This window comes from Bacteroidota bacterium, assembly GCA_020402865.1.
Classification (GTDB): domain Bacteria; phylum Bacteroidota; class Bacteroidia; order Palsa-965; family Palsa-965.
Window position 1 is genome coordinate 22095 of sequence record JADBYT010000028.1, and the last position, 26169, is coordinate 48263.

22 protein-coding genes and 1 tRNA gene are annotated in these 26169 nt (G+C 50.1%); 12 read left to right on the forward strand and 11 right to left on the reverse strand.

Features of this window, described 5'->3' with window-relative positions; genetic code table 11:
• Window positions 1-9: 9 nt before the first annotated feature.
• The 5 genes from IM638_17265 to IM638_17285 all read left to right on the forward strand — a co-directional run bounded on the left by IM638_17265 (window position 10) and on the right by IM638_17285 (window position 2784).
• On the forward strand, window positions 10-459 hold the full coding sequence (locus IM638_17265) for a hypothetical protein (GenBank protein ID MCA6364788.1): 450 nt from the start codon (window positions 10-12) through the stop codon (window positions 457-459).
• Window positions 460-661: 202 nt separating this feature from the next.
• Window positions 662-2086 carry an MBL fold metallo-hydrolase gene (locus IM638_17270; GenBank protein MCA6364789.1) on the forward strand — a complete coding sequence of 475 codons (1425 nt, stop codon included), beginning with the start codon at window positions 662-664 and terminating at the stop codon, window positions 2084-2086.
• The gene (locus IM638_17275; GenBank protein MCA6364790.1) at window positions 2086-2310 is read left to right on the forward strand and encodes a hypothetical protein; all 225 of its coding nucleotides are present in this window, start codon (window positions 2086-2088) and stop codon (window positions 2308-2310) included. Before IM638_17270 ends, IM638_17275 begins: the two co-directional genes overlap by 1 nt.
• On the forward strand, window positions 2282-2539 hold the full coding sequence (locus tag IM638_17280) for a rhodanese-like domain-containing protein (protein ID MCA6364791.1): 258 nt from the start codon (window positions 2282-2284) through the stop codon (window positions 2537-2539). The genes IM638_17275 and IM638_17280 overlap by 29 nt, the downstream gene beginning before the upstream one ends.
• A complete protein-coding gene (locus IM638_17285; GenBank protein MCA6364792.1) occupies window positions 2536-2784 on the forward strand; it encodes a hypothetical protein in 249 nt (82 codons plus the stop codon). The genes IM638_17280 and IM638_17285 overlap by 4 nt, the downstream gene beginning before the upstream one ends.
• Here IM638_17285 and IM638_17290 read toward each other — a convergent pair whose 3' ends face one another.
• The 5 genes from IM638_17290 to IM638_17310 all read right to left on the reverse strand — a co-directional run bounded on the left by IM638_17290 (window position 2785) and on the right by IM638_17310 (window position 7767).
• A complete protein-coding gene (locus tag IM638_17290; protein ID MCA6364793.1) occupies window positions 2785-4656 on the reverse strand; it encodes a gliding motility-associated C-terminal domain-containing protein in 1872 nt (623 codons plus the stop codon). It lies immediately after the preceding gene.
• Between the two features lie 119 nt (window positions 4657-4775).
• Window positions 4776-6248 (reverse strand): PQQ-dependent sugar dehydrogenase, encoded by a 1473-nt coding sequence (locus tag IM638_17295; protein ID MCA6364794.1) that lies wholly within the window; start codon window positions 6246-6248, stop codon window positions 4776-4778.
• Between the two features lie 104 nt (window positions 6249-6352).
• On the reverse strand, window positions 6353-7054 hold the full coding sequence (locus IM638_17300; protein MCA6364795.1) for a hypothetical protein: 702 nt from the start codon (window positions 7052-7054) through the stop codon (window positions 6353-6355).
• 138 nt (window positions 7055-7192) lie between these two features.
• A tRNA-Met gene (locus IM638_17305) sits at window positions 7193-7269 on the reverse strand.
• Between the two features lie 249 nt (window positions 7270-7518).
• Window positions 7519-7767 (reverse strand): hypothetical protein, encoded by a 249-nt coding sequence (locus IM638_17310; GenBank protein ID MCA6364796.1) that lies wholly within the window; start codon window positions 7765-7767, stop codon window positions 7519-7521.
• Window positions 7768-7792: 25 nt separating this feature from the next.
• Between IM638_17310 and IM638_17315 the strand changes: the two genes are divergently transcribed.
• The 3 genes from IM638_17315 to IM638_17325 are packed head-to-tail and all read left to right on the forward strand — an operon-like array spanning window position 7793 to window position 10968.
• Window positions 7793-8545: a hypothetical protein gene (locus IM638_17315; GenBank protein MCA6364797.1), complete on the forward strand. Its 753-nt coding sequence runs from the start codon at window positions 7793-7795 to the stop codon at window positions 8543-8545.
• Window positions 8546-8575: 30 nt separating this feature from the next.
• Window positions 8576-9232: a phosphatase PAP2 family protein gene (locus IM638_17320; protein ID MCA6364798.1), complete on the forward strand. Its 657-nt coding sequence runs from the start codon at window positions 8576-8578 to the stop codon at window positions 9230-9232.
• Window positions 9232-10968, forward strand: coding sequence for a glycosyltransferase family 39 protein (locus tag IM638_17325; protein ID MCA6364799.1), 1737 nt, complete (start codon window positions 9232-9234; stop codon window positions 10966-10968). The genes IM638_17320 and IM638_17325 overlap by 1 nt, the downstream gene beginning before the upstream one ends.
• Here the strand turns inward: IM638_17325 and IM638_17330 are convergent.
• Together IM638_17330 and IM638_17335 are read right to left on the reverse strand one after the other, a co-directional pair.
• Window positions 10961-11707: a glycosyltransferase family 2 protein gene (locus IM638_17330; protein ID MCA6364800.1), complete on the reverse strand. Its 747-nt coding sequence runs from the start codon at window positions 11705-11707 to the stop codon at window positions 10961-10963. The genes IM638_17325 and IM638_17330 overlap by 8 nt on opposite strands.
• A gap of 104 nt (window positions 11708-11811) precedes the next feature.
• Window positions 11812-12384, reverse strand: a complete 573-nt coding sequence (locus tag IM638_17335) for a hypothetical protein (GenBank protein MCA6364801.1) — start codon at window positions 12382-12384, stop codon at window positions 11812-11814.
• Between the two features lie 191 nt (window positions 12385-12575).
• Here IM638_17335 and uvrB point away from each other — a divergent pair, with 191 nt between their 5' ends.
• The 4 genes from uvrB (at window position 12576) to IM638_17355 (ending at window position 21681) form a co-directional block, all read left to right on the forward strand.
• Window positions 12576-14633 carry an excinuclease ABC subunit UvrB gene (gene uvrB, locus IM638_17340; protein MCA6364802.1) on the forward strand — a complete coding sequence of 686 codons (2058 nt, stop codon included), beginning with the start codon at window positions 12576-12578 and terminating at the stop codon, window positions 14631-14633.
• A gap of 128 nt (window positions 14634-14761) precedes the next feature.
• Window positions 14762-17647 (forward strand): glycosyl hydrolase, encoded by a 2886-nt coding sequence (locus IM638_17345; GenBank protein MCA6364803.1) that lies wholly within the window; start codon window positions 14762-14764, stop codon window positions 17645-17647.
• Between the two features lie 639 nt (window positions 17648-18286).
• Window positions 18287-20407, forward strand: coding sequence for a BatA and WFA domain-containing protein (locus IM638_17350; protein MCA6364804.1), 2121 nt, complete (start codon window positions 18287-18289; stop codon window positions 20405-20407).
• 11 nt (window positions 20408-20418) lie between these two features.
• Window positions 20419-21681, forward strand: coding sequence for a dihydroorotase (locus tag IM638_17355; GenBank protein ID MCA6364805.1), 1263 nt, complete (start codon window positions 20419-20421; stop codon window positions 21679-21681).
• A 75-nt stretch (window positions 21682-21756) separates the two neighbouring features.
• Here IM638_17355 and IM638_17360 read toward each other — a convergent pair whose 3' ends face one another.
• The 4 genes from IM638_17360 to IM638_17375 all read right to left on the reverse strand — a co-directional run bounded on the left by IM638_17360 (window position 21757) and on the right by IM638_17375 (window position 26128).
• Complete coding sequence (locus tag IM638_17360; protein ID MCA6364806.1) at window positions 21757-22488, reverse strand: YebC/PmpR family DNA-binding transcriptional regulator; 732 nt, start codon at window positions 22486-22488, stop codon at window positions 21757-21759.
• Window positions 22489-22556: 68 nt separating this feature from the next.
• A complete protein-coding gene (locus IM638_17365; GenBank protein ID MCA6364807.1) occupies window positions 22557-23060 on the reverse strand; it encodes a hypothetical protein in 504 nt (167 codons plus the stop codon).
• 2 nt (window positions 23061-23062) lie between these two features.
• Window positions 23063-24124 (reverse strand): AAA family ATPase, encoded by a 1062-nt coding sequence (locus tag IM638_17370; GenBank protein MCA6364808.1) that lies wholly within the window; start codon window positions 24122-24124, stop codon window positions 23063-23065.
• A 30-nt stretch (window positions 24125-24154) separates the two neighbouring features.
• Window positions 24155-26128 carry an HDIG domain-containing protein gene (locus IM638_17375; GenBank protein ID MCA6364809.1) on the reverse strand — a complete coding sequence of 658 codons (1974 nt, stop codon included), beginning with the start codon at window positions 26126-26128 and terminating at the stop codon, window positions 24155-24157.
• Window positions 26129-26169 lie beyond the last annotated feature (41 nt).

Consider the following 26169-nt stretch of genomic DNA (forward strand, 5'->3'; position numbering starts at 1 on the left):
TACCAATAAGTGAAAGCTGACTTTCTCAACAAAATTATTAAATGGTTGTTTTCGTTAGAAAACCCCACGCAACTCAACCGGGAGTTAAGAAATCGTCTTGACAACCAATTCGGTCATTTTAATTACTATTATCCAACCTACAGCGATGTAAAACATGAACACGCGATATGTTTCCTGCTCGATGATTATAACAACTATTTGGGAACAGATAAAACGATTGAAATTCTTCAGCGTCTCGGTGAAAGTACTGTACATGTTCTTAGTGCCTCAAGTGGCGATTATACAATCGACATTAATGAGGTGACAATTACAAATCATGATGATGTTTTTTGTGATGATCAGGCCACCTGGTTCATTTTTTGTTCACACGACAGGACAGTTACTGTGGGAGGAATAATATTGATTGAAAAAATTCAGCGGGAATGGACTGATTGGGAAAGTTACACACATCGGATTTAGTAAATTCGGCACTCTCCGAACATTTTATTGCCGATGCCCGCCCCACCACCTGATAAACATCAGTGTGTATTTGTCACATTCATACTAAACTTGCCGCTAAACACAACCCGCACAATCTGCATCTGCGCTTATGTGACCAAAGTAACTGTACGCGCAGAATTGCCGGTCTAATTTTGCATCAACAATACAAAAGGAGTGAATTATGAAAGTGGAACAGCTTTATACCGGATGCCTTGCACAGGGCGCATATTATATAGAAAGCAACGGCGAGGCCGCAATTATTGATCCGCTGCGCGAGGTGCAGCCTTATATTGACATGGCAGAGAAGCGTGGTGCGAAGATCAAATACATTTTCGAAACACATTTTCATGCCGATTTTGTGAGCGGCCATGTAGATCTGGCGCGTAAAACCGGTGCGGCTATTGTGTATGGACCTACCTCGCTTAAAACCGGTTTCGATGCCGTGATCGGATTCGACGGGCAGGTTTTTGAATTGGGCGATGTAACCATTAAGCTCATTCACACACCCGGCCATACCATGGAAAGCTGCTGCTTTTTGCTCAGCGACGAGCAGGGCAATGCACAGGCCATTTTTACCGGCGACACGCTGTTTATAGGCGATGTGGGGCGTCCTGATCTGGCGCAGCATGTAATTGCCGATCTTACGCAGGAAAAATTAGCCGCGCATCTTTATGAATCGCTGCAACACAAAATTCTGCCCCTGCCCGATCACCTGATTGTGTATCCGGCCCACGGCGCGGGCAGTGCCTGCGGCAAAAACATGAGCAAGGAAACCTCAGACACGCTGGGCAACCAGAAGAAAACCAACTATGCGCTGCGCCCCGGTTTAAGCAAGGAACAATTTATGGCCGAACTGCTCAACGGCCTTACACCGCCTCCCGGCTACTTTCCCAAAAACGTGCTCATGAACGTGCAGGGCTACGACAAGGTGGAAGATGTGCTGAGCCGGGGTACACAGGCGCTTTCGGCCGCAGCGTTTGAAGCAGCCGCCAACGAAGCCGGCGCCGTAATGCTCGACACGCGCGATGCCGCAGAATTTGCTGCCGCACACCTTCCAGACAGCATAAACATTGGCATTGGCGGCGATTTTGCCGTTTGGGCGGGTACACTCATCAGCGATATCAAACAACTTATTCTGCTTATCACTGCACCCGGCCGCGAGGAAGAAGCCGTAACACGCCTTGCCCGCGTAGGCTACGACCACGCCATTGGCTATTTGCAGGGAGGCATTGAAGCCTGGAAAAACGCTGGCAAGGAACTGGCACAAACAAAAAGCATAAGCGCCGAAGAATTTGCTGCCACTGTACAGAACAACCCGAATGCTGTTATTCTCGATGTGCGCAGAGCAAGCGAGTACAACTCCGAGCACATCATTGGTGCCGCCAATCTCCCGCTCAATTACATCAACGAACACCTGCACGAAGTAAACCGCCACGAAACCGTATATGTACACTGCGCCGGCGGCTACCGCTCCATGATCTTTGTATCGATTCTCGAAACACGCGGCTTTACCAATCTTGTAAATGTGGCCGGAGGTTTTGCCGCCATCAAAGCTACCGGCAAACTACCCGTAACCGAGTATGTGTGCCCCACTACCATGCTGTAATGAAAAAACTGTTTCTGAAATACCGCAAATCAATACTTGGCGCCTTGCTTGGGGCGGTTGGCGGATACGCCTACTACTATTTTGTAGGCTGCAGCAGCGGCTCCTGCGCCATTACATCAAAACCGCTCAACAGCACGCTTTATGGCGTACTTATGGGTGTATTGTTAGTCAATAGTTTCAATACAAAATCAGACCATGCATCAAACACCGAAAACAATAATTGATGTGCGCACGCCTGCCGAATTTATGGGTGGTCACGTGGCGGGAAGCATCAACATTCCGCTCAACGAACTTGACGAACGCGTGGAAGAAATACGCGCCATGCCGCAGCCCATTGTGCTTTGCTGTGCCAGCGGAGGCCGCAGCGGCAGTGCCACAGCCTTCCTCAGCCGCGAAGGTATTGACTGCTACAACGGCGGCAGCTGGCTCGATGTAAATGGCATGGACGTATGAAGAACCAGTTGATGAATTTAGTGTCAAAGCTCAGCCTCTTGCGTATTATGCGTTTCGGACTGGGCGTTTTTATGGGCATACAGGCTTTTCACGGACAGGATATTCTTGCAGGAATACTGAGTGCAGTTTTGCTTTGGCAGGCTTACAGTAACGCAGGCTGTGCGTGGGGCGCATGCAATGTGCGGGTGAATAATGCCGGAGGCAACCCTGAAATTGAAGCGGAAGAAGTGAAGGCGAAAAAGTAATCAGCGCATCAGCGTAACAAAGCCAGCCTTTTCTTCGGCATTTCCCAAACAATCGGTAGTACGCAAACGCCAGTAATACACACCCTCCTCAGCAGGCGAACCATTAAACGTTCCATCCCAGCCCTGCGCCGGATTGCTGCTGCGGAAGAGTGAATTGCCCCAGCGGCTGAATACCTCCATATCGAAACCGCTGGCCGCAGCATTGGTAAAGCCAAAAGCATCGTTTATGCCATCGCCGTTGGGTGTAAATACGTTAAGATTTTCAGCGCTGCCGCCTGTGCCGAAATCAACACGCACGGTATCGTTAACCACGCACGAGCCATTGGTTATGGTTACAGTATATACGCCTGCGGTGCTTACCTGAATAACTGAAGAAGTATCGCCGTTGTTCCAGTTGAATGAACTCCCTGGAGCCATTGGCGATTGCGGTGCTATTCCTGCGGGAGTAATACACGAAAAAATTTCCTGCGGATAGCTGCCCTGAAGCAATTGCGAAACAATAAGCGTATCGCTGTCGGTTAAGTTGCAAACGGTATCGTTTACAGTAAGCACATAACTGCCAGGCCCAGATACCACAATGCTTTGCGCATTACTGCCGGTTGACCATGAATAAGTATATTGCTGTGATGCCGGGGCATTCAGGGTAAGGTTTACAGCTCCCGCGCAAAACAAGGTATCGTTACCAAGCGATGCATTTAACGTTGCCCCATCGCTGTCGTCAATTAAATTAGGCAGCCCGAATGTGCCTGAGCCGAAGCTGAGCGTAACAGCGCCTGCCTGAAAACCGCAACCGGCGCCGGGCACATCCGGATTATTAATTACACTGAGCTGATTGGTTAAATCAACCATATAAATTTTATCATCAGGGCCAAGCTGCAATGCGCCGTAAATACTTGTTCCGCCTATTGGTGACGTAGCCACAATTTGCACCGACGCCTGAATGGCTGCTGATGAGCCTGCGGTAAGGTCATACTGCCTTACTTCGTTGGGTTGTGCCACAATGCCGGTAAAACCCACATACAACAAATTGCTGTTAGGCGAAAAAGACAATCCGTAAAAACTGTCGAATCCATTTTGTGTGTTCGAATTTAATGTGGCTATCGGATTTGATACAATACCTGTAGAAGCATCAAAATCAAATACCTCCGCAAAACCCGGTGTGCCATAAACGGACACAGCTACCTTACTTCTGTCGGGCGAAATTTTCAGGTGACCGATGGTCTCGTTAAACTGCCCCGAAGTGTTAAGGTGCGGTGTACCGACGTTTGAAACAACGGGCGGCAGCACGCCGTTTGCTGTAACCTGAAATGCCTGAAACTGATTATCGCCAAAGCTGTGAGTCAACACCCAGTAATCAGAACAGTTGTTGTGGCGGCAGGCGCTTAGTTTTTCTGTAGCCGGCGGAGCAAGCAACAGTACATTGGTAGTGGTTAAGCCGCCCAGTCCGCTGTTCAGCGCCATATCCACAATAGAATAATGCACACCCAGATTGGGTCCGCCGTATCCGCCCTGATCGGCTGTGAATACATAATACTCAGTGGCGCTTGCGGGCTTGGGAACAATTATTGCCGACTGTGTAGAAGAGCCGTTGCCAAGCAATACCACATTATTCGCATTCATAATCTGGTTATTCCGGTTCCACACCAGCGAGCCATCCGTATAAAACAACAGGTTTCCTGAGGCGTCACTTACCGAAGCACAACCTTCGTTGGTATTAATGGCGCTGCCGCTAATGGAAACCGGTGTACCAGAATTAAAACTCACCGCAGCCAGTGTGCCAAAATACCAGTTGTTGTTTTGCCCCTGCGCATTAACTATTTGCAAGCCACCGAGCCACTGAAAAACGGTAAAATAAAAAAGCAGTCGCATCATAATATTCTTGTGTAAGGTTAAAATACACGAAGAATACACTGAAAACGACTGCAATGTTTTGGCCGTTGCATTAATTCACACAACTGGCATTTAGCCGCCAATAAGTGGCTTGTATCCGTTTACTCGGCAATCACCATCGGTATGCTGTTTACCCCTTCGCGGGTAATTACAGTAACGAAATAGGTGCCCTGTAAAAGGCCGAGTGTCTGCGCCGAAATTTCGAGCTGCTGTTTGCCTGCGCCGGTGGCGTTTACCTGCATTTCAGCCACTTTACGGCCGGTAATGTCGGTAATAAATACCTCGGCCTGCTGTGCGGTTTGGGTAGTGAATGCCAGTGTGGTAATGCCTGCGTTAGGATTGGGAGTAAGTTGCAGGGTTTGGGTTTCGGGGGCAGTGGTTTCGGTAGCAAGCCCCTGCGGACAGATGCGGTAGATTTTGCCGTTGGTGGTATATCCGCCTTTCATGGCATAAATGCAGCCATCGCTGCCTTGCTTAATGGTGGTAAGGCCGCCGCTTTCTGAAACCACATCCATCCACTGCGTGCGGCTCACAAACGAATCGTAGGCAGGTGCATTGCCCAGCGTAATGTCGTAAATGCGGCCATAGTCGTTGTCGGCCACCAGCACGTGGTTATCGAATTCGGGCATTACCTGGCTGCTGTAGAACAAAATGCCGGTAAGCGCAGGCAGCGGCGAAAGCCAGTCTTCAATGGGCGCAGTAGCATTGGCGGCGGCACAAGGTGTAGATGTGCTGCTGTTTACAAAAAATCCTTCGCAATCAGCCCAGCCGTAAAATTTGCCGGGCGAAACCTGGTTCATTTCATCCGACGCATTCCAGCCGTTTTCGGAAGAATACATGGAATCATTCACCGGACTGAAGCAAAAATCGAACGGATTGCGGTGGCCGTAACTCCAGATCCAGTCGCAGTTGCCGGTAAGCGGATTGCCATCGTCGTAAAACGGATTGTTCATCGGTACAGTACCGTCTTTATTGATACGAAGATGTTTTCCGTACGGATTGGTGAGCTTATTGGCATAATTAAGCGTGGGATTGCCCTGCTGGTATGCCAGATCGCCGATAGTGAGAAAAAGATGCGTGGTATCGTTATGCATGAAATGAATGTTGCCGCCCACGTGGTTTCCCGCAATATTATTGGCTACATCCAGATCGAAAATAATGGCGGGATTTGTCCCCACATTATTTACTTCGGTAAAACGTACCACGCGGATACGCTCATCGCCATTGTAGCGATGATTATAGAACAGATACACATAATTGTTGGTGGTGAAATTCGGATCGAGCGTAATGCCCAGCAGGCCGCGCTCAAAATCGGCATTCACGGAATCGGAAAGGTCACAGAATGTGCCCAGCAGCACACCGCCAGCCGAATAGACTTCTACTTTTGCTGTTCCCGGACTTGCCGGTGTCTGGTTATCACCTTTGAGGGTGCAGAAGAAACGTCCGTCAGGTGTTATGTCGAACGCAACCGGATAGTCCATACCCTGAACCAGCGTAGTGGTGGTGTAGGTTTGAGCCGGTAGAATCAGGGAGAGGCCGGTTAGCAGGCCAAGGCTGAGTAAGATCTTTTTCATGCAGCGTGTTGTTAGAAGCTGCTCAAAGATAAACTGATTGGCAGAACCTCAAAAAAGATTCGGCAGGCAGCACGAAAATACTGTTGGCTGGCAAAAAGCTGAACTTACTCTCCGGTGCCGGTTTCTGCAGCCCCCTGCTTTTTAATAAACCCAAAAAGCACATGAATGCCGAGGTTAAGCTGAACCAGATTTCCATTCAGATCTGATTCAATATAGGCTTTATGCTGGTCGAGTTCAAGTTCGTAGGGATCGAAACCGAAGTTGGTAAACGTAACCCCCGTGTTAAGCCCGATGGCAAAATTACCTTCCGTGAAAAAATATACACCAAAACGCATTTCACCATAATTGTACGAATAGCTGTCCACTACCCCGGCCGGATCAGCCGCAAGTGCCGAATCGGTTTCATAAACCAGACCGGTAAAACGCGTAAAGGCGCGCCCGGCAGTTAACGATGCGCAGGCAATAGCTGTGCGCGAAAGCCGTTTGTCGTAGCCAAGCTGAAGGCCTACGCCATTGGTTTGCATATTGGTGTTGATGCCCTGAATTTTGTTATCAGGCGTGTTCCAGAGCGCATTCCGATAGGAAACGCCAAGCGAAAAACCTGAAAACAGTTCTACCGAAGTAGCAAACTGCAATTCATACACGCCCGTAAAACTCCGCCTGAAAGCCTTGTTACTCAATCCGTGCGGCACTGAGCCTTCAAGTCGCACATTCATCCGATACGGCAACTGCTGATCGGGCTTCTGGGCAGAAACAATCAGCGGCAGAAACAATAAACCACATAAAAAACGAAAAATCAGGTGCATAGGCTAGTCTCTCAAAAATACACTTTTAGGGATTACTAAATACAGATACGTATCGATATGACGGAACAAAAACAATAAAGTTGTGCGTTTAATCTGAATTTAAAATAAAAAAGCCGCCTCTGAAAAAGAAGCGGCTTTTGGTAGCGAGACCGAGGCTCGAACTCGGGACCTCAGCATTATGAGTGCTGCGCTCTAACCAACTGAGCTATCTCGCCCTGTCCGTAATTATTGAAAACGGAGCGCAAATGTAGTATTTTTCTTCTTCCGGTCAATTGACACGCATTTTTTTTAGCTTTTGTCTTTCTTTAACACTTTAATCCGCCCTCCCAAACTATTAATTCACAATAAATTAATTGTAGTTTTCGGGCTTGAGCCGAGTTATTAACAAGACAAGTAGATGAACAGAATGATGAGCGGGCTTGCGTGTAATAGTTTTTTTTCTACTTTTCCCCTCGATTTGTGAGTTAAGTATCCGTTTCACATTCATTCATGGCGAAAAAGACGACTAAAAAACCGGAAAAATCAACAGGTAAGCCCAATGCTAAGCCTGCCGCATCAAAAGCGAAAGCGGCTTCATCAAAAGATAAGGCAAAGGCTAAACCAACCCCGAAAGCTGCCCCGAAAAAAGCAACTCCTCCTGTAGCATCCAAATCTTCGGGCACAGGCAAAGTGTCTGGTAATAAGTCTAAACCCGTTTCCAAAGCACCGGCCAAGCCGGTTACAAAAACGGCAAAACCTGTGAATAAGCCCGCCGCGCCCGCTCCTAAAGCTGCGCCGGCCCCGAAAACGGCTCCCGCACCCAAATCAGCCAAAACCGAAAAACCAGCCGAAAAAGTCGCTAAAGCACCTCAGGCCAAGCCCGTTGCACCCAAGTCTGAAGGCAAACCTTCATCGAAAAAGGCAAAGAAAACCGAAGGTGATGAGGATGAACCCGTTCCGGAAATCATTCCCATTGAACAACTTCCTATCCTCCCCTCAGATATTCACTACAAACGCCCCAAAGGAAAAGTAGCTCCCGGCACCAAACGACTGGTAAAAACCGAGACCATCAACCCGCATATTATAAAAGACAAACCCATTGAACCCGAAAAAGCGGCCAAAAAGAAAGAACCCGCCGGTAAGTTTGAAATGGAGTTTATTCTGCATGCGCCCATCGGGCTTTTGTATGATTTTCTTACCACGCCTAGCGGACTGGCCGAATGGTTTGCCGACGACGTGGATCTGAAAAACGATATTTATACGTTCGACTGGGACGGAAGCAAGCAGCATGCAAAAATTGTGGCTGCCAAGCTCGATAATTTCATCCGCCTGCACTGGCTCGATAAGCCCGATGGCACTTATTTTGAGTTCCGTATCCTTGCCGATGAGCTTACAAACGAAATATCGCTCATGGTAACTGATTTTGGGGATGGTGATGATGATATCCGCACCTCTCGTCAGCTCTGGCAGGCCCAGATACAACGCCTCATCAAGTCGATGGGCACATACTAACCGCAGCTTAAGCCGCTTTATCAGTAACGAATGACAGCTTTGCGTGCGCTGCTGAAAGAACTACGCTTCTTCCTTCTTCCCTGGCTTGTTTTTCTGGCTGCCGGCCTTATTTTTTTAGTAATTGCCGGTAAGGCGGGTGCCCATCTTTTCATCAGCGGACACTGGTCGGATGCAGCCGACCACATTTTCAAATTCATGACCTGGTTTGGCGATGGGGTGGCCTATGTGATTTTTTGCCTGCTGCTTTTTGCCTGGCACCGGGGCACGGGGCTGATTACTTCGGTTTCCTGCATTGTGGCATCACTCATTACTCAGCTGCTCAAACAATTTGTGTTTGATGATGTGGTGAGGCCGATTACGTGGTTTCACCAGCAGGGAATGAATACGCTGATACGTGAAGTGCCGTTTGTTGAAAATGCTTATTTCAATTCATTCCCGTCAGGGCACACCACCGCAGCATTTGCCTTTTTCTGTTCGCTGAGCATACTTGCCCGCCGCCATCCGCTGCTTCAAACAGGCTTCTTTTTGCTGGCGGCCGGCGTAGGTTATTCGCGCATGTATTTGTCGCAGCATTTTCTGGCCGATGTGCTGGCCGGCTCATTTATTGGCACTGGTACTGCCGTGCTTGTGGTATATTTGGCACAGCGGTACATGAAGTTTAAAATTCCCACCCGCGCCGAGTTGTAATGCGTAATCTGCCCGTTATTTCACTGCTTATTGTGGCGCTTTCGCTGGCGCTGGTGGTGCCGTTTCTGGGGCACTCGCAATTGTTCGACTGGGATGAGATCAACTTTGCCGAGTGTGCCCGCGAAATGATAGTGACGGGTGATTATACCACCGTACAAATCAACTTTGAGCCGTTTTGGGAAAAGCCTCCGCTGTTTATCTGGATGCAGGTGCTGTGCATGAAAATGTTCGGCGTAAATGAATTTGCCGCACGTTTGCCCAATGCCATAGGCGGTATTGTTACACTGCTGGTGCTCTGGCGGCTGGGCCGCAGGCATTTCGACCGGCGCTTTGCCGCACTTTGGGTGCTGGCGTATGCCGGCTCGCTCCTGCCCCAGTTCTACTTCCACTCCGGCATTATCGATCCCTGGTTCAACCTGTTTATCTTTCTCAGTATTTACCAGTTTCTCGAATACACCAGCCGTTTTTCTGAAAGTGCTGCACATAAGCTTTGGGACCGCAACATCATGCTTTCGGCCTTGTTTATGGGGCTGGCGGTGCTTACCAAAGGGCCTGTGGCGTTGCTTGTTTTCGGACTTTGTTTTGTGGTTTACCGGCTCATCAACCGCCGCCGGATCATGAGCTGGCCGCACTTTATGGTATATGCCGGAATTACCGCGCTGGTGGCTGGATCATGGTTTGCTATGCTTGCGGTGCGCGGGGGCGGACATCTGGTACTGGAGTTTATTCTGTACCAGATTCGCCTGTTCAGCACCGAAGATGCGGGGCATGGCGGCAATTTCTTTTATCACTGGATTGTGCTGCTGGCAGGCTGCTTTCCGGCCTCAGGCTTTGCGGTGCAGGCTATGTTTAAACGCGCTGCCGATACGCCTTACGAGCGACACCAGCTGCGCTGGATGCGGATCATGTTCTGGGTAGTGCTCATTTTGTTTTCTATTGTAAAAACAAAAATTGTGCACTACAGTTCGCTCTGCTATTTTCCCCTTACCTGGCTGGCGGCCTACAGTCTTTACAAACTGCTTGGCGGCCAGTTTGCGCTGAAACGCTGGGTGCTGGTGCTGGTGGCGGTGCCGGGTCTGCTGCTGAGTGCGGCGCTGGCGGTATTGCCTTTTATCGACAAGTTTAAGGCCGCGCTGCTTGAATCGGGTTCGGTGCGCGATGCGTTTGCGACGGGCAATTTACAGGCCGACGGTGGCTGGACGGGTGTGGAGTTTCTGGCCGGGGTGTTGCTGTTTATCTGCCTTGTGGCTGCGCTGGTACTTATGCGCCGCCGTATGCAAACAGCGGTGTATCTGCTTTTTGGCAGTACGTTGCTGGTTACGGCTTTGGCGGCAGCTTTGTTTGCGCCCCGCGTCGAAAAATACTCGCAGGATGCGGCCGTGCAATTCTGGAAAAGCAAAGCCGGGCAGGATGTGTATGTAGAAACAATCGGCTATAAAAGCTTTGCCCATTACTTCTATGCACAAACAAAGCCTGCCGTAAAAAATAATCCGGCTTACCTGAAATGGCGAAACAGTGTGGAACGCCCGCTTCCCGCAGGCAAATCACGTTCTGAATTCGAAACCGAACTCCAGCGCGAATGGATGCTGAAAGGCGATATTGACCGGCCGGCATTTTTCGTGTGCAAAATTACCCGCGAAGAAGAAGTGAAAACCTATTACCCCTGGCTCATCAAAACCAACACCAAAAACGGTTTTGTATTCTGGATGCGCGATCCAGCCGTACCGGTTAAATAGTCTTGTACATTTCCGATTTCATCATTCCCCACTTGTTCAGCCGGTGTTTGAGCGATACGCCCAGACAACCAAAACCATATTTCAGGCTTCGGCGGAAATTAATGGAGGAGGCTTCCTCAAAATACTTGGTTGGACAGGTAATCTCGGCAATTTCATAACCTGCATACACCACCTGCGAAAGCATCTGGTTATCGAACACAAAATCGTCGGAATTGGCGTCGAGATTGAGTTTCTTCAGCACCTCGCCCGAAAAGGCACGGTAGCCGGTGTGGTATTCCGAAAGCTTCTGATTAATAAGTACGTTTTGCGCAAACGTGAGGCAGCGGTTAAAAATGTACTTATACATGGGCATTCCGCCGCGCAAAGCACCTTTGCCCAAAATACGCGAGCCAAGTACAACAGGATACACCTCATTGGCAATAAGATAAGCCATGGAGTGAATGAGCTTGGGCGTATATTGATAGTCGGGATGCAGCATAATAACAATGTCTGCACCCAATGAAACGGCTTTGTTGTAGCAGGTTTTCTGGTTGCCGCCGTAGCCACGGTTTTTTTCGTGACGGATGACATGATTGATGCCGATTTCGCGGGCCAGCTCTGAAGTCCGGTCTTTACTGGCATCATCCACAAGCACCACTTCATCCACAATATCAAACGGAATTTCGTCATACGTGCGGCGCAGGGTGAGTTCGGCATTATAGGCCGGGAGCACAATTACCAGTTTCTTACCTAAAATCATGGCGCAAAGATAATTTTGTTTGGCAAACCCGGAACCGCAACCGCCATCAAAAAAAAGCGCCGGTTTCTTAACGAAACCAGCGCCGGTATGATTTGCAGTGTAAATCAGAACTTGTATGCTAGACCCACACTCAGGTAAGAAATACCGTAACCGAGTTCACCCTGAAGGGCAAATTTTTCGGAAAGGAAATAACGTGCACCAAGGAAAGATGACCAGCCCACACTGCTGCCGTAGTTGTTTGATGAATAGTCAAAAGCGGGATCATTATCTTTATAGGTGTAGCCTACATTGTTAAAGCCAATCATAATACCACCATAAAGATCCCACTTTTCGAGGTTGAGGCCATCGAGTTCCTGTAAGTGCCAGGCAGCACGAACGCCAAAAATGGTGTAACGCCAGTTTTGCTCGTAATAAAAGCCGTTGGGATAGTTATAACGGTAACTGAAGCCTTTGTAACCAAGATAGCCTCCAAGGCTCAGCACACCAGGTCCGAGCTGGGCAATGCCACGCTCGTATTGCAGGTTAAAAGCCGGTGTTTGACGGGCTGAATTAAATCCCCAACTGCTGCCCACACCAACACCCAGGCTTACCACGTTTGTACCAACCTCGTAAGGAGATGCCTGAGCGTGAAGCAGGGTGCCCAAAGCAAGCATAAAAATTGTAACAACTGTTTTCATGGTTTTCTTTTGAATGACGCGAAAAACCTAATGTTTAGGCGCTTCCGCAGTGTTAATTTTGCCGCAAATGTAATCACACAAAGCAAGTAAACAAACAAATTTTAATGCTGCTGACAACAGTTTGTCAACAGCAAATAAAAGATGAATGCACTGAATGGATTCAGTAGCCTAAAGCGGCGTATTTTTGCAAAATGAATTTTAAGCTCATTTCTGAATACAAGCCCACCGGCGATCAGCCTGAAGCCATCAGGCAGCTTGCCGAAGGGATAAACAACGGTACTCCCTGCCAAACCCTGCTTGGTGTTACCGGCTCGGGCAAAACGTTTACCATTGCCAATGTAATTCAGCAGGTGCAGCGCCCCACGCTTATTCTCAGCCACAATAAAACACTGGCCGCCCAGCTTTACAGCGAATTCAGGTCTTTTTTCCCGGATAATGCGGTGGAATACTTCGTTTCCTATTACGACTATTACCAGCCCGAAGCCTACATTGCTTCTTCCGATACATACATTGAAAAAGACCTTTCCATAAACGAAGAAATTGAAAAGCTGCGCCTTTCTACCACCTCTGCCCTGCTCTCCGGACGCAGGGATGTAGTGGTGATTTCGTCGGTTTCCTGCATTTATGGTATTGGCAATCCCGATGAGTTCTCGCAAAACGTAATCAAAATAAAAAAAGGACAGACCATAAGCCGCAATAAATTTCTGCATCAGCTTGTGGGGTCCCTGTATTCACGCACGGAAGGCGATTTTTTCAGGGGAAACTTCAGGGTGAAGGGCGATACGGTGGATGTGTATCTGGCTTATGCCGATTATGCTGTACGTGTGTATTTCTGGGGCGATGAAATTGAGGAAATTGAATCGTTTGAAACTTCTACCGGACGGGTAATTGAGAAGTTTGAAGACATGAATATTTATCCTGCAAATATTTTTGTGACTTCGCAGGATACCATGAAAGGCGCAATCCGCAGCATTCAGGACGATCTGGTGAAGCAGGTGGAATACTTCAAATCAATAGGCAAAAACCTGGAAGCCAAGCGCCTCGAAGACCGCGTAACCTATGATATGGAAATGATGCGCGAACTGGGTTACTGTTCGGGAATCGAAAACTACTCGCGCTATTTCGACGGACGCGCAACCGGTTCCCGACCGTTTTGCCTGCTTGATTATTTCCCCGATGATTTCCTGATGGTAATTGACGAAAGCCATGTTACCGTTGGGCAGATACGCGCCATGTACGGCGGCGACCGCTCACGCAAGGAGGCGCTGGTGGAATTTGGTTTCCGCCTGCCGGCTGCCATGGATAACCGTCCGCTGAAATTTGATGAGTTTGAAACCATGATTCCGCAGCTTATCTGTGTAAGCGCCACTCCGGCGGAATATGAGCTTCAAAAATCGGAAGGCGTGGTGGTGGAACAGCTTATTCGCCCCACCGGTTTGCTGGATCCGATTATTGAAGTGCGGCCGAGCGATAAACAGGTGGACGATTTGCTGGATGAAATTGAAAAAGTGGTGGCGCGCGATGAGCGCGTACTGGTAACCACGCTTACCAAACGCATGGCCGAGGAATTGACCAAGTACTTCATCAACCTCGGCATTCGCAGCCGGTACATACACTCCGACGTGGATACGCTGGAACGGGTGGAAATTATGACCGACCTGCGCAAAGGCATGTTTGATGTGCTGGTAGGCATTAACCTGCTGCGCGAAGGACTTGATTTGCCCGAAGTATCGCTGGTGGCTATTATGGATGCCGACAAGGAAGGCTTTCTGCGCTCCGAACGCTCGCTGGTGCAAACCGTGGGGCGCGCGGCGCGTAACGTAAACGGCCGGGTAATTATGTATGCCGACAGAATTACCGACTCGATGCAAAAGACCATTGATGAAACCGAGCGTCGTCGTAAAAAGCAGATTGAATACAACTTTGAGCACGGCATTACGCCTACGCAAATTGTAAAAGACAAAGATTCGCTGGCCATGGTGCTCGAAAAAACGCGCGGTAAAAACGACAAACGCAAAGCGGCAGAAAAAGAAGGACCAAAACCGTATATCGAACCCGAAACCACTTCGACACTTGCCGCCGAGCCCGTGGTGCTTTACATGACCAACGAGCAGCTTGAAAAAGCCATTGGCAAAACACGCCGTGCCATGGAAACCGCCGCTAAGGAAATGGACTTTATGGAAGCCGCCCGCCTGCGCGATGAAATGTTTGCATTGGAACGGGCCCTGAAAGAACGTTCGCAGAAGTAACATCAAAATTATATTTATCTCTCACAAAGGCCGTTCGTAACGGCTTTTGTGCATTTACCACCTGATCTGTTTTCCTCGCAGGCGGAATTGTATCTTGCACATTCTTTCACCTGCTCACGGTTCCGATTATGAAACGTCTTTTTGCCTTGCTCTTGCTGACTGCAATTGTGTTGCCTTCTGCAGCTCAAAAAAACAATCAGCCCCCCGCCGCCCCCGAGCCCAAACCCACACCAGCCGCCGAACGCATGGCTGCGCTCGAAAAGCGGAAAGCAGCCGAACAACGCTCGCTGGTAAGCAACATTGCTTTTACCAACATAGGCCCCACCATTATGAGCGGCCGTGTGACTGATATAGATGCCGATCCGAACGACCCGACCCGCTTTTATGTGGCCTACGCCTCGGGCGGGGTGTTTTTTACCGGCAACAACGGCACCACGTTCTCGCCCGTGTTCGAGCAGGAAACCAGCATTACCATTGGCGATATTGCCGTGAACTGGAACAACGCGGCCAGACCCGAAATCTGGGTAGGCACCGGCGAAGCCAACTCCAGCCGCTCGTCATACGCCGGCACAGGCGTGTATGTGAGCCCCGACGGCGGTAAAACCTGGCAAAACCGTGGTCTGCACGAAACACACCACATCGGCAAAGTGCTTTTGCATCCCTCTCAAAACGGCACGGCCTGGGTGGCGGCTATCGGCCATTTATACTCACCCTCGGCCGAGCGCGGGGTGTATAAAACCACCGACGGCGGTAAAACCTGGAGCAAAGCACTTTACATCGACGAAAACACCGGCGTAATTGATCTTACCGCCGATCCGCAAAACCCCGATGTACTTTACGCCACGGCGTGGCACCGGGAGCGCCGGGCATGGAATTTTGTAGAAGCCGGAGCCGGCACCGCCATTTACAAAAGCACCGACGGCGGTAAAACATGGAACATCATCACCACCGCAGCTTCCGGTTTTCCGCAGGGCAACGACATCGGCCGCATCGGGTTGAGTATTTTCCACGGCAATACACAAATCATGTATGCCGTGGTGGATAACCAAACACTGAAGCCCGCTGCGCAGACCAGCAGTAAGCGCCTCTCGCCTGCCCGTTTCCGCACCATGAGCAACAGCGAGTTTCTGGCGCTCAACGATACTGAGCTCGAAACCTGGCTGCGCAGTAACGAATTTCCCGCACAGCACACCGCCGCCTCAATTAAAGCGCAGGTACAAAGCGGCACACTAAAACCCGTGGCCCTGGCCGACTTTGTGTCTGACGCCAATGCCGATCTTTTCAACCGCCCGATTACCGGCGCCCAGATTTACCGCAGCGACAATGGCGGACAAAGCTGGCAGCTCACCGGCAGCGACGAAAACCTGAAAGATCTTTTCTATACCTACGGCTATTACTTCGGCAAAATCTGGATTTCGCCGTTTGACGCCAACGAAATATGGGTGGCCGGCGTGCAACTCCTGCACAGCACCGATGGCGGGAAAACCTTTGCGCCCACCGACGGCGCCAACCAGCACGGCGACCATCACGCCTTATACATAAACCCCAAACGCCGCGGGCATTTAATCAACGGCAACGATGGCGGGGTAAATATTTCGTGGGACAATGGCCTGAGCTGGTTCAAAGCCAATACGCCCGCCGTGGGGCAGTTTTACGCCATAAATGTGGACATGGCTACGCCTTACAATGTATATGGCGGCCTGCAGGACAACGGTGTGTGGTACGGCCCTTCCAATTACGAAGCCAGTTTGAGCTGGTACGACTACGGGCAATATCCTTACCGGTTCATTTACGGAGGCGATGGCATGCAGGTAATGATAGACCCGCGCGACAATGTGACCGTGTACACCGGTTATCAGTTCGGGCATTATGGCCGGGTGAACCGCCTTACCGGCGAAACGGCAGAAGTGCGGCCCGAAAATGTGCTGGGCGAGCCGCCGCTGCGGTTCAACTGGCAGGCGCCCATCTGGCTTTCGGTGCATAACCCCGATATTTTATACATGGGTGCCCAGCGTTTGTTCCGCTCCATGAACAAAGGCGATGATTTCACCGCCATTTCCGGCGACCTCACACGCGGAGGCCGCACCGGCGATGTACCTTACGGCACTTTAAGCACCATACACGAATCGCCGGTGCAGTTTGGCCTGCTCTACACCGGCAGCGATGACGGGCTGGTACACGTATCAAAAAACGGCGGCGAAACCTGGACACGCATTTCCGATGCCCTGCCGCAACACCTGCGCGTAAACCGCGTAATTGCCTCGGCACATGTAAAAAGCCGGGTATATGTGGTGCTGAGTGGTTTCCAGTGGGATCATTTTGCGCCCTACGTATTTGTGTCGGAAGATTTTGGGGCTACATGGAAGCAAATTGCCACCGATTTGCCGCACGAACCGGTTAATGTAATTCGCGAAGATCCGGTAAACCCCGATCTGATTTTCATCGGCACAGACAACGGACTTTACTGCTCACTCAACCGTGGCCTCACCACCATGCGCATGAACGGCGGCCTGCCTGCCGTGGCCGTTCACGACATTGTGATTCACCCCCGCGAGCACGAAATTCTGATAGGTACACACGGGCGTTCTATTTACAAAGCATACATCGGAGACCTTCAACTTATTAATTCGGTGAAACTATCTAACTATAATACTATCAGCTATTTAAACCAAACCACAAACAGAAACGAAAATCAAACCTCGTTCTCCGAAATGACCATTAGCTGGGTAGCTCCGAAAGCCGGAACAGTAACCATACAATTATGTCCGGAAAACGACAACCTGATACTGCTGGAGGTAAAAGACACCTGTGAAGCCGGCCTGAACAGGAAAACCCTTTCTACCCGATTAGACACAGCGGAAGCAAACTCATTTCGGGAATGGTTAATACTGAAACAGGATCCGCGACGCATAAAATCAGGCCACGACGGAAAATCAAATTTGCCGGCCGGTCGCTACGAACTCATCTTCACCGATGAAAAAGGCGTCCGTTTTACACAAAAGGTTGATTTATAGCTTACCGCATCAACGATCCGCCCATCACACCTTTCGATGAACTCACACTATTAACCGACCTTTCATATTATTTTTTCGTTTTTTCGACCAAAAGGCTTGACAAAGCATATCCGCGGTTATAAATTTGTCTCATTCTTGCACCGCCCGGTGCAGGTACTAAGCAAAAAGCGATGCAGCTCGGGGTTACTGCATCGCTTTTGCTGTTTTTGTTCCCTTCGATAAACTCAGGGAACAAAAGCAAACTACGCTTTGCGGGGGCAACAAGCTCGGGGAATGAAAGCAAACTACGCTTTTAGCTTTTGACTTATACAAGCGCAGGGAACAAAAGCAAACTACGCTTTTCAGCTTTTGACTTATACAAGCTCAGGGAACAAAAGCAAACTACGCTTTGCGGGGGCGACAAGCTCGGGGAATGAAAGCTATGTTTTACTGTAAGCCTTTTTTAATATTTACCCGCTCATTTCAAATGAAGGACAACACACTGGGTATTTCCTTAACTAACGTACGCAATTAGCCGCCAGGCAAAAGCCGCTTGAAAACCAAACGCTTAGGCAATATGAAAAGCCCGTTAAAAAAGGAACAGCCTTTTTCAGCGGTGGCTACTTTACCAAGCAGGCAAGTTGAGTATATTTGCAACACATGAAATTTGTTAACCCGTATTTCCTTTTTGCGTTTGCGGCTTTAGCTATTCCGATTATTATTCACCTTTTCAATTTTCGGAAATTCCGCCGGGTTTACTTTACCAATGTGCGCTTTCTGCGCGAAGTACAGCTCGAAACACAGTCGAAATCGAAACTGAAACACCTGCTGGTGCTGGCCTGCCGCTTACTCGCGCTTTCTTTTCTGGTGCTGGCTTTTGCCCAGCCTTTTCTGCCCAAAGAAAATGTGAACCTGCGTGCCGGTCAGAAATTGGTAAGTATCTGGATCGACAATTCCTTCAGCATGGATGCCGTAAACAAAAGCGGCACCCTGCTTGACGAAGCAAAGAAAAATGCCCGCGATATTGCGCTTGCCTATACGCCAGCCGACAGGTTCCAGCTCCTCACCAACGATTTTGAAGGCCGCCACCAGCGTCTTGTTTCGCGCGATGAGTTTTTGCAGCTGCTTGACGAAGTAAAGACTTCGCCGGCTGTGCGGCAGCTTTCGGAAGTAGTAACCCGCCAGCAGGATGTGCTCATGGGCGTTGCCGGCATTGCCAGCGGAAACCGGCAGGCTTTTCTCGTTTCCGATTTCCAGAAAAGCATAAGCGATGTACCACGCATAAATGCCGATACCTCGCTGCGCGTGCGCCTGCTGCCTGTGGTGGCGCAAAACCGCAACAACGTGTATGTGGATTCAGTATGGTTTGATACGCCGGTGCGCCGCGCCGGACAAACCGAACAACTTCATGTGCGCCTGCGCAGCCGCAGCACGCAAGACATGGAAAACGTGCCCATGCGCCTGTATATCAACGGCGAAGCACGCACACCCTCAAGTTTCAGCATTGCGGCCGGCAGCACAAAAGACACGGTAATAGCCTTTACCGTGCGCGAAACCGGCCTGCAGCAGGGGCTTATTGAAATAAACGACTACCCGGTTACATTCGACGACCGGTTCTGGTTTTCGTTTGATGTGGCTGCCCGCATGCCCGTGCTGGCTATACACAACACACCCGAAGGCAGCGAACTGCAGAGCGAAGGCGCCGCATTTCTCGGCACACTCTTCGGCAGCGACTCCTCGTTTATTTACACCGCCGCCAGCGAAAAACAGCTCGATTACGGTTCGCTGCAAGCACAACGTTTCATCATCCTCAACTCGCTCAACACCATTTCCACCGGTCTGGCGGTTGAGCTGAAACGCTTTGTGGACAATGGCGGCAGCCTGTTTGCCTTTCCGGGTACCGATGCCGAGGTAGAAAGCTGGAACCAGCTGCTCACCAGCCTCGGTGCAAACACGCTGGGCGGCAAAGACACCGTGCGCACTGCGGTTGACCGCATCAATTACGCGCATCCGCTTTATCAGGGCGTATTTACCCGCACCGATCAGAACATTGATTTGCCCATGGTAAACGATCATTACCGCATTGGCAACGCCGTACGCACTACCCAGACCGAACTGCTGCGCCTGCGCACAGGCGAAGTGTTTTGCGCGGCTTCTTCCTCCGGTTCGGGCATGGTTTATCTTTGCGCGGTGCCGCTGAGCAGCGCGTGGAGCAACTTTCCGCGCCATGCCGTGTTTGTGCCCACACTCTATCAGGCCGCGTTGTTCAGTCAGGCCCGGCGCCCGCTGTTCTACACCATTGGCAGCAATGCCGTAATTGATCTGGGCGATGTAAAAGTGAGCGGCGATCAGGTTTTTCACCTCACCGAGAAATCGCGCAACTTCGATATTATTCCCTCGCACAGCGTGTTTCAGGGTCGCACACGACTTGATCTTCCGCCCCTGCGCGAATCGGGCAACTACCTTGTGATGCAGGGCACCACACAACTTACCGGCGCAGCATTCAACTTCAACCGCCTCGAATCAGACATGCAGCCCGCCGGCGAAGAACTGCTGACCGAAAGCATTGCCGCAGCCGGCCTCACCCACTTCTCGCTGCTGAAAGACGAAGGCAAAGGACTTACGCAAACACTCACCGAACGCGACTACGGCATCCGTCTCTGGAAAACCTGTATCTGGCTCGCGCTGGCGTTTTTGCTGGCCGAAGTGCTGCTGCTGCGTTTCTGGAATACATCGCCCAAACCTGTTTCGCCCACCACGGCAGGCACACAGCCTGTTTGAACATAATAACTATGCAAAGCCATCTCTTTCGCAAAGTAACCATTGTTGCGCCCGGCAGTAAACACCACCTGCAAACAGCTGATCTGCTCATCGAAAACGGACGCATTGCGCGCATTGCCGGAGCCATTGAACATGCCGGCGCCACTGTACACGAGGTAACCGGACTGCATGTATCGCCGGGCTGGATGGATTTGCAGGCACACCTCTGCGACCCCGGCTACGAACATCGCGAAACACTCGAAAGCGGCGCTGCAGCCGCTGCAGCCGGTGGTTTTACGGCTGCACTGGTAATGCCCGATACGCTGCCGGTTACGCAAACCAAAGCCGGTATTGAATATGTACTGCGCCGCTCGGCGCATTTTGCCACCGAACTGGTGCCCGCCGGCGCACTTTCGGTAAACCTCGAAGGCAAAGAGCTGGCCGAACTTTACGACATGCACCTGGCCGGCGCCAAAGCATTTTCCGACGGAAATCAGCCCGTTCATCATGCCGGATTGCTGGTGCGCGCACTCATGTATGCGCACAACTTTGGCGGCCGCATACATGTGCGCTGCGACGATAAATCCATTTCGGCAGGCGGGCAAATGCACGAAGGCGTAATGAGCACCTCGCTCGGCCTCAAAGGCATTCCGGCGCTGGCCGAAGAACTCATGGTGGCACGAAACATTTATTTAGCCGAGTATGCCGGTACGCCCGTGCATCTTATGGCGCTCAGCACCGCACGCAGCGTGCAGTTAGTGCGCGAAGTAAAAGCCAAAGGACTGCCGGTAACCGCCGCCGTGCATGCCGTAAACCTTTTCCTTACCGATGCCGCGCTGGCCGATTTCGATACAAACTACAAGGTAAATCCGCCCCTGCGCGGCGAGGAAGACCGCCAGGCCCTGCTTGCCGGCCTCGCCGACGGCACCATCGACTGCATCACCAGCGGCCACCTGCCCGAAGATGCCGAATCAAAAGTGGTGGAGTTTGATCTGGCGCATTTCGGCATGCTGGGCCTCGAAACAGCTTACGCACTGGCCGCTACAACAAACGCACTTTCAACCGGAAAGCTGGTGGAGTTGCTTTGCATTAACCCGCGCACCATTGCCGGATTGCCTGTGCCCGTTGTGGAAGAAGGTGCAGCAGCAAACCTTACCTTCTTCTGCCCCGCCAGCAACTGGACGTTTGATAAAACGCATATCCGCTCACTTTCGGCCAACACGCCGTTTACAGGCACGGCGTTTACGGGTAAGGTGTTTGGAGTGTACAACCGCAACATGTTTATTGGCGCATAAACCTGCAACGAATAAAGCACAAGAGGCTGTTCCCGATGAAAGGAACAGCCTCTTGTGTTATGGAAGGAACAGTGCTTATTCGTCGTCGCCTTCGCTCATGTTGTGAAACACCTCCTGCACGTCTTCGTCTTCTTCCAAACGCTCAATGAGTTTGTGGAAGAGTTCGAGGTTTTCGCCGGTGAGCGTGTCTTTCATGGTAGTGGGAATGCGGCTGAGTTTGGCTTCAAGTACTTCTACTTTTTGCGCTTCAAGGCCTTTCTGCATGGCGCCGAAATCGGCAAAGGCACAATAGACCATCGCATCGTTTTCGTCGCCGGGTTCAATGCTTTCGAGACCGGCGTCGATGAGTTCAAGTTCGAGCGATTCAATATCGTGGCCGGTGGTGTTGATACGGAAAATGCCTTTACGGTCGAAAAGAAAATCGAGCGAGCCCGACTTGCCCAATTCGCCGCCGCAGCGGTTCAGGTGCATGCGCACATTGGCTACGGTGCGGGTCGGATTGTCGGTAGCGGTTTCAATCACAATGGCCACACCGTTTGGACCGTAAGCCTCATACACCACTTCCTGGTAATCATCGCCGGCCGATTTGCCTGCCGCTTTCGCAATGGCGTTATCCACGCGGTCTTTGGGCATGTTTACCGCTTTGGCGTTTTGCATTACCAGGCGGAGACGGGCGTTTGTATTGGGATCGGGACCGCCGGCACGCACGGCAATGGCAATTTCTTTCCCGATTTTGGTAAACTGCTTCGCCATGGTGGCGTAGCGTTTAAACATTTTGTGTTTGCGTTTCTCGAAAATACGGCCCATAGTGGGTTTATTTTATGCGAATGAATGAAAGACAAATTTAGTAAAATCAAACTGTTGCCGCAGTATTGTTAAGATACAATACCTGTAAATCTATTTACAGCCTGTTGTTTTTCCATTACGGCATACTTTCTGATTCCCCAAATTCGGGCATACGGTGAAAAAATAGTTCTGAATTTATCGTGAATAAGCTGAATATCAGCCTCCTGATTGGGAGCGTGGATTACAGCATAAAACTCTAATTCATAATTTGCTATCGGAGCCGGTAAACAAGTTTCAAAATCGGCAGCCAATGCTCCTTGCTTTTGCACACAAAGCATTATTTGGAGTACATCAATAAACTTTTTAGTCAGATTGAATATTCGTTCGTTGATTTTACCCGAAATTGAACCGGGAGAAGAGAAGTCTTTTAATTCAAAAAGAAGCACCCGGCTGTTATTAGTATCAATCCAACCAGCATCCATTTCTTTAAAATAATTACCACTAAGTGTTTGATAGCCAAGGCAATTACCAAGTCTGAAACCGTTTGCATCAGGAAAAGTTAGCGTGGTTCCGCTTTCAGTAAGAAAAGCCATAATCAAGAGTTAAGATCGAGATCAAGTTGCTGATCGGCCATTTTTATGGCTTCTTCTGAGATTTCATTTTCAGGAATGGATGTTCTCAGGTCGTGTCTTTGTGAAACTATACCCGATTGCGACTGTCTTAGTTCATAGCATAATGAGTCAACCTCAAATTGCCTCGAAGACAGATGCAGTTGTTTGAGCATAAAATAGCTGTGTGTGGCCAGAAAAATTTGAACCCCGGCCTTCGACATAAGCATAAGCATATCGGCCAATTCCCTTATTGCACTTGGATGAAGAGCAGTTTCGGGTTCATCCATAAACAAAATTGAGTTTTGGCTCAATTGTCTGTTTCGGATGAGTACGTGAAGAATACCTATTTTTTTTATGCCTTCTGCGGTAAGTTGCATCGGGAATTGATTCCTGTTTTTCACAAACACAAAATCATCATCACTATCAGGTTCAATATGTCCTTCAAACAAATCTTCGAGTTTCGATTTTACATCTTTAAGTTCGAAAGTTGTTTTACCGGAAACAGGAGGCAACACCAATGAACGAATCAAATCAAGATATGTATCATCAAACCCGGTCATGTGCAAATTATCGCGCGTGGCGCGGATGGCTTTTAAAGCTGTCAGCACTTCTTTAGCCGGAACAAAAAGCACCTTGCATCTGGAGTCGAGTTCAGAAATTTTATCCTGACAATCGGTTATCGTGGTGGTGGTTGATTCGCCAAATGAAAAATGCAAACGGTCGCGGTAATTTGTCCATGGGTGCCTGAATTCAATATCGGTAATAAGTTTGTCTTTTACGGGCTTTCTAACTAATTCGCCAAGGCCTTTTTTGCCGGGCTGAAATGTATTTTGAAGTTTTTCGGCCAGAATTTTCTTCAGTACCGGATCGTTTGTGCGTGATTTGAGTGAAAACTCTTCCACACTTTTTGCCGAGGCATACAATAGTTTCAGCAAGCCGGTTTTCCCGGTATCATTTTTACCAATAAACACATTAATTCCCGAGAATTTTTCGCTTGAAAAATTCTCGTAATTCATAAAATTATTCAGGTTAACCGACTTAATCATATCGTTGATTATCAATTCAAAAATACGCAATTACTTCGGATAAGCCACACGCACATGGTAAATGCTGCGCAGCTTTTTCTTGAATATTTTTTTGATGGTGGAAATATCTTTCAGCGTAATGTCGCAATTACTAAACTGCTTCTGTTCCACCTGATGGTCGATAATATCTTCCACTAATTTATCAATACTCTCCACATCATATTGCGCCAGACTGCGTGATGAGGCTTCCGTGGCATCGGCCATCATGAGCACCGCTGTTTCTTTCGAATACGGCTCCGGGCCGGGATAGCGGAACAATTCTTCGTCAACCACCACATCGGGGTTGTTGCGCTTGTAAAGTGTAAGGAAATAGGCCGTGTTGGTGGTGCCGTGGTGTGTGCGGATGAAGTCGATAATGATATCGGGCAGTTTGGCGGCTTTTGCTTTTTCTATGCCACGGATCACGTGGTCGATAATGATTTGCGCGCTTTCTTCGAAACTCAGCTCGTTGTGCGGATTAACGCCCGTGGTCTGGTTCTCCATAAAATAAAGCGGCATGTCGGCCTTGCCAATGTCGTGATAAAGCGCACCGGTGCGCACCAGCAGCGTACTGCCGCCAATGCTGCGTATGGCAGATTCGGCCAGATTGGCTACCTGCAGCGAATGCTGAAACGTGCCCGGCGCGCGTTCGGCCAGTTCGCGCAGCAGCGGGTTGTTGGTGTCGGAAAGCTCCAGCAGCGTTACATCTGATACAAAGCCAAACAGTTTCTCGAACGTGAAAATGAGCGGATACGCCAGCAACACCAGCAGCGCACTGATGGTGTATTGCGTAAGCACGCGCCAGTCAACCAGCCGCAAATCGCTTTCGGTAATAAATTTGTAGCCGGTAAACAACGTAGCATACGCGCCCAGAATAATCACCACCGAAAAGAACAGCTGCGAACGGTTGCGCATGCTGGCAATGCTGAAAATAGCTACAATACCGCTCAGAATCTGAATCATGGCAAATTCGTACTGATCGCCGGGCAGCGTCATGCTGATGATAAAAATGGTGAGCAGGTGTACAAACAGCGCAATGCGCGTATCGAAAAACGCGCGCATCACTACGGGCAGAATGCAAAACGGCAGCGCCAGAATGGGAATGCCTTCAAACAGCACCGGCAGGTACGACATGCACACCGTGAGTACCACAAAAAGCAAAATAAACAGCAGCCAGGCATCGTTGGCCAGTACTTCGCGCCGGAACAGCCGAAGAAACTGAAACAGCACAAACAGGCAAAACGCCACCAGCAGCAATTGTCCGCCAATAAGCTGCAGGTAGCCGCTATCGCCCGCCCCGCGCGAATTGATGTTTTGTTGCAGCGAAAGCAGGCGCTGGTAAATGTTCTCATCCACAATTTCGCCACGATCCACCAGCAGCTCGTCGCGGCTTACGGCGCCGCGTGTGGAGGAAATATTGCTGAGCGACTGATTCAGAAAACGTTCTGTCAGTGCCTGATCGTAGCGCACACCGGCCACAATGAGCGAATCGGCCGGCAGGGCTGGAAACTGGCTTCTGAATTTTGCCCGTGCTGCCGTAAGCGGCACAAACTGCGCAACAGGCTGTTCTTCGGCCACGCTGCCGTTGATGAGCATTATGGCTTCTTCAGCACGCATTTGCTGCGGCCAGGCAATTACGCCTTTGCGGTAAACCGAATCGCAAAACGACTTTGCAGCAGTACCGGCCGCCAGTTTACGCGCCTGAGTCACGGCCACCGAATCGACACGAAAATACAGCTTGCGGCTGTTGCGCAACTCCTCGCGTTCCGTATCCAGCTCGGCCCCGCTTTTGCTGATGGCAAAATCAAACGGCGCCACCAGCTTGTCGTACGGCCACGGCTTGCCCTGCAGTTTGCTCAGGTCGTAGCGGAAACGCAGATTGTGCGGAAACAGGTACACAATAAGCGCCAGACTGATCAGAAACAGCACACCTTTAAACAGCAGCGAATGCCGGTTGCGGATGAAATGAAGAAAGCGTTTAAGCATGGCGTTGAGCCGGTGAAGATAGCAGGTTTTGAGGAGTAAAC

Coding starts and splice junctions, on each gene's coding strand:
- IM638_17345 (MCA6364803.1), top strand. CDS start 14,762: ATGAAACGTCTTTTTGCCTTGCTCTTGCTGACTGCAATTGTGTTGCCT.
- IM638_17300 (MCA6364795.1), bottom strand. CDS start 7,054: ATGCACCTGATTTTTCGTTTTTTATGTGGTTTATTGTTTCTGCCGCTG.
- uvrB (MCA6364802.1), top strand. CDS start 12,576: ATGAATTTTAAGCTCATTTCTGAATACAAGCCCACCGGCGATCAGCCT.
- IM638_17360 (MCA6364806.1), bottom strand. CDS start 22,488: ATGGGCCGTATTTTCGAGAAACGCAAACACAAAATGTTTAAACGCTAC.
- IM638_17370 (MCA6364808.1), bottom strand. CDS start 24,124: ATGATTAAGTCGGTTAACCTGAATAATTTTATGAATTACGAGAATTTT.
- IM638_17290 (MCA6364793.1), bottom strand. CDS start 4,656: ATGATGCGACTGCTTTTTTATTTTACCGTTTTTCAGTGGCTCGGTGGC.
- IM638_17335 (MCA6364801.1), bottom strand. CDS start 12,384: ATGAAAACAGTTGTTACAATTTTTATGCTTGCTTTGGGCACCCTGCTT.
- IM638_17280 (MCA6364791.1), top strand. CDS start 2,282: ATGCATCAAACACCGAAAACAATAATTGATGTGCGCACGCCTGCCGAA.
- IM638_17275 (MCA6364790.1), top strand. CDS start 2,086: ATGAAAAAACTGTTTCTGAAATACCGCAAATCAATACTTGGCGCCTTG.
- IM638_17355 (MCA6364805.1), top strand. CDS start 20,419: ATGCAAAGCCATCTCTTTCGCAAAGTAACCATTGTTGCGCCCGGCAGT.
- IM638_17285 (MCA6364792.1), top strand. CDS start 2,536: ATGAAGAACCAGTTGATGAATTTAGTGTCAAAGCTCAGCCTCTTGCGT.
- IM638_17330 (MCA6364800.1), bottom strand. CDS start 11,707: ATGATTTTAGGTAAGAAACTGGTAATTGTGCTCCCGGCCTATAATGCC.
- IM638_17295 (MCA6364794.1), bottom strand. CDS start 6,248: ATGAAAAAGATCTTACTCAGCCTTGGCCTGCTAACCGGCCTCTCCCTG.
- IM638_17350 (MCA6364804.1), top strand. CDS start 18,287: ATGAAATTTGTTAACCCGTATTTCCTTTTTGCGTTTGCGGCTTTAGCT.
- IM638_17325 (MCA6364799.1), top strand. CDS start 9,232: ATGCGTAATCTGCCCGTTATTTCACTGCTTATTGTGGCGCTTTCGCTG.
- IM638_17365 (MCA6364807.1), bottom strand. CDS start 23,060: ATGGCTTTTCTTACTGAAAGCGGAACCACGCTAACTTTTCCTGATGCA.
- IM638_17270 (MCA6364789.1), top strand. CDS start 662: ATGAAAGTGGAACAGCTTTATACCGGATGCCTTGCACAGGGCGCATAT.
- IM638_17320 (MCA6364798.1), top strand. CDS start 8,576: ATGACAGCTTTGCGTGCGCTGCTGAAAGAACTACGCTTCTTCCTTCTT.
- IM638_17375 (MCA6364809.1), bottom strand. CDS start 26,128: ATGCTTAAACGCTTTCTTCATTTCATCCGCAACCGGCATTCGCTGCTG.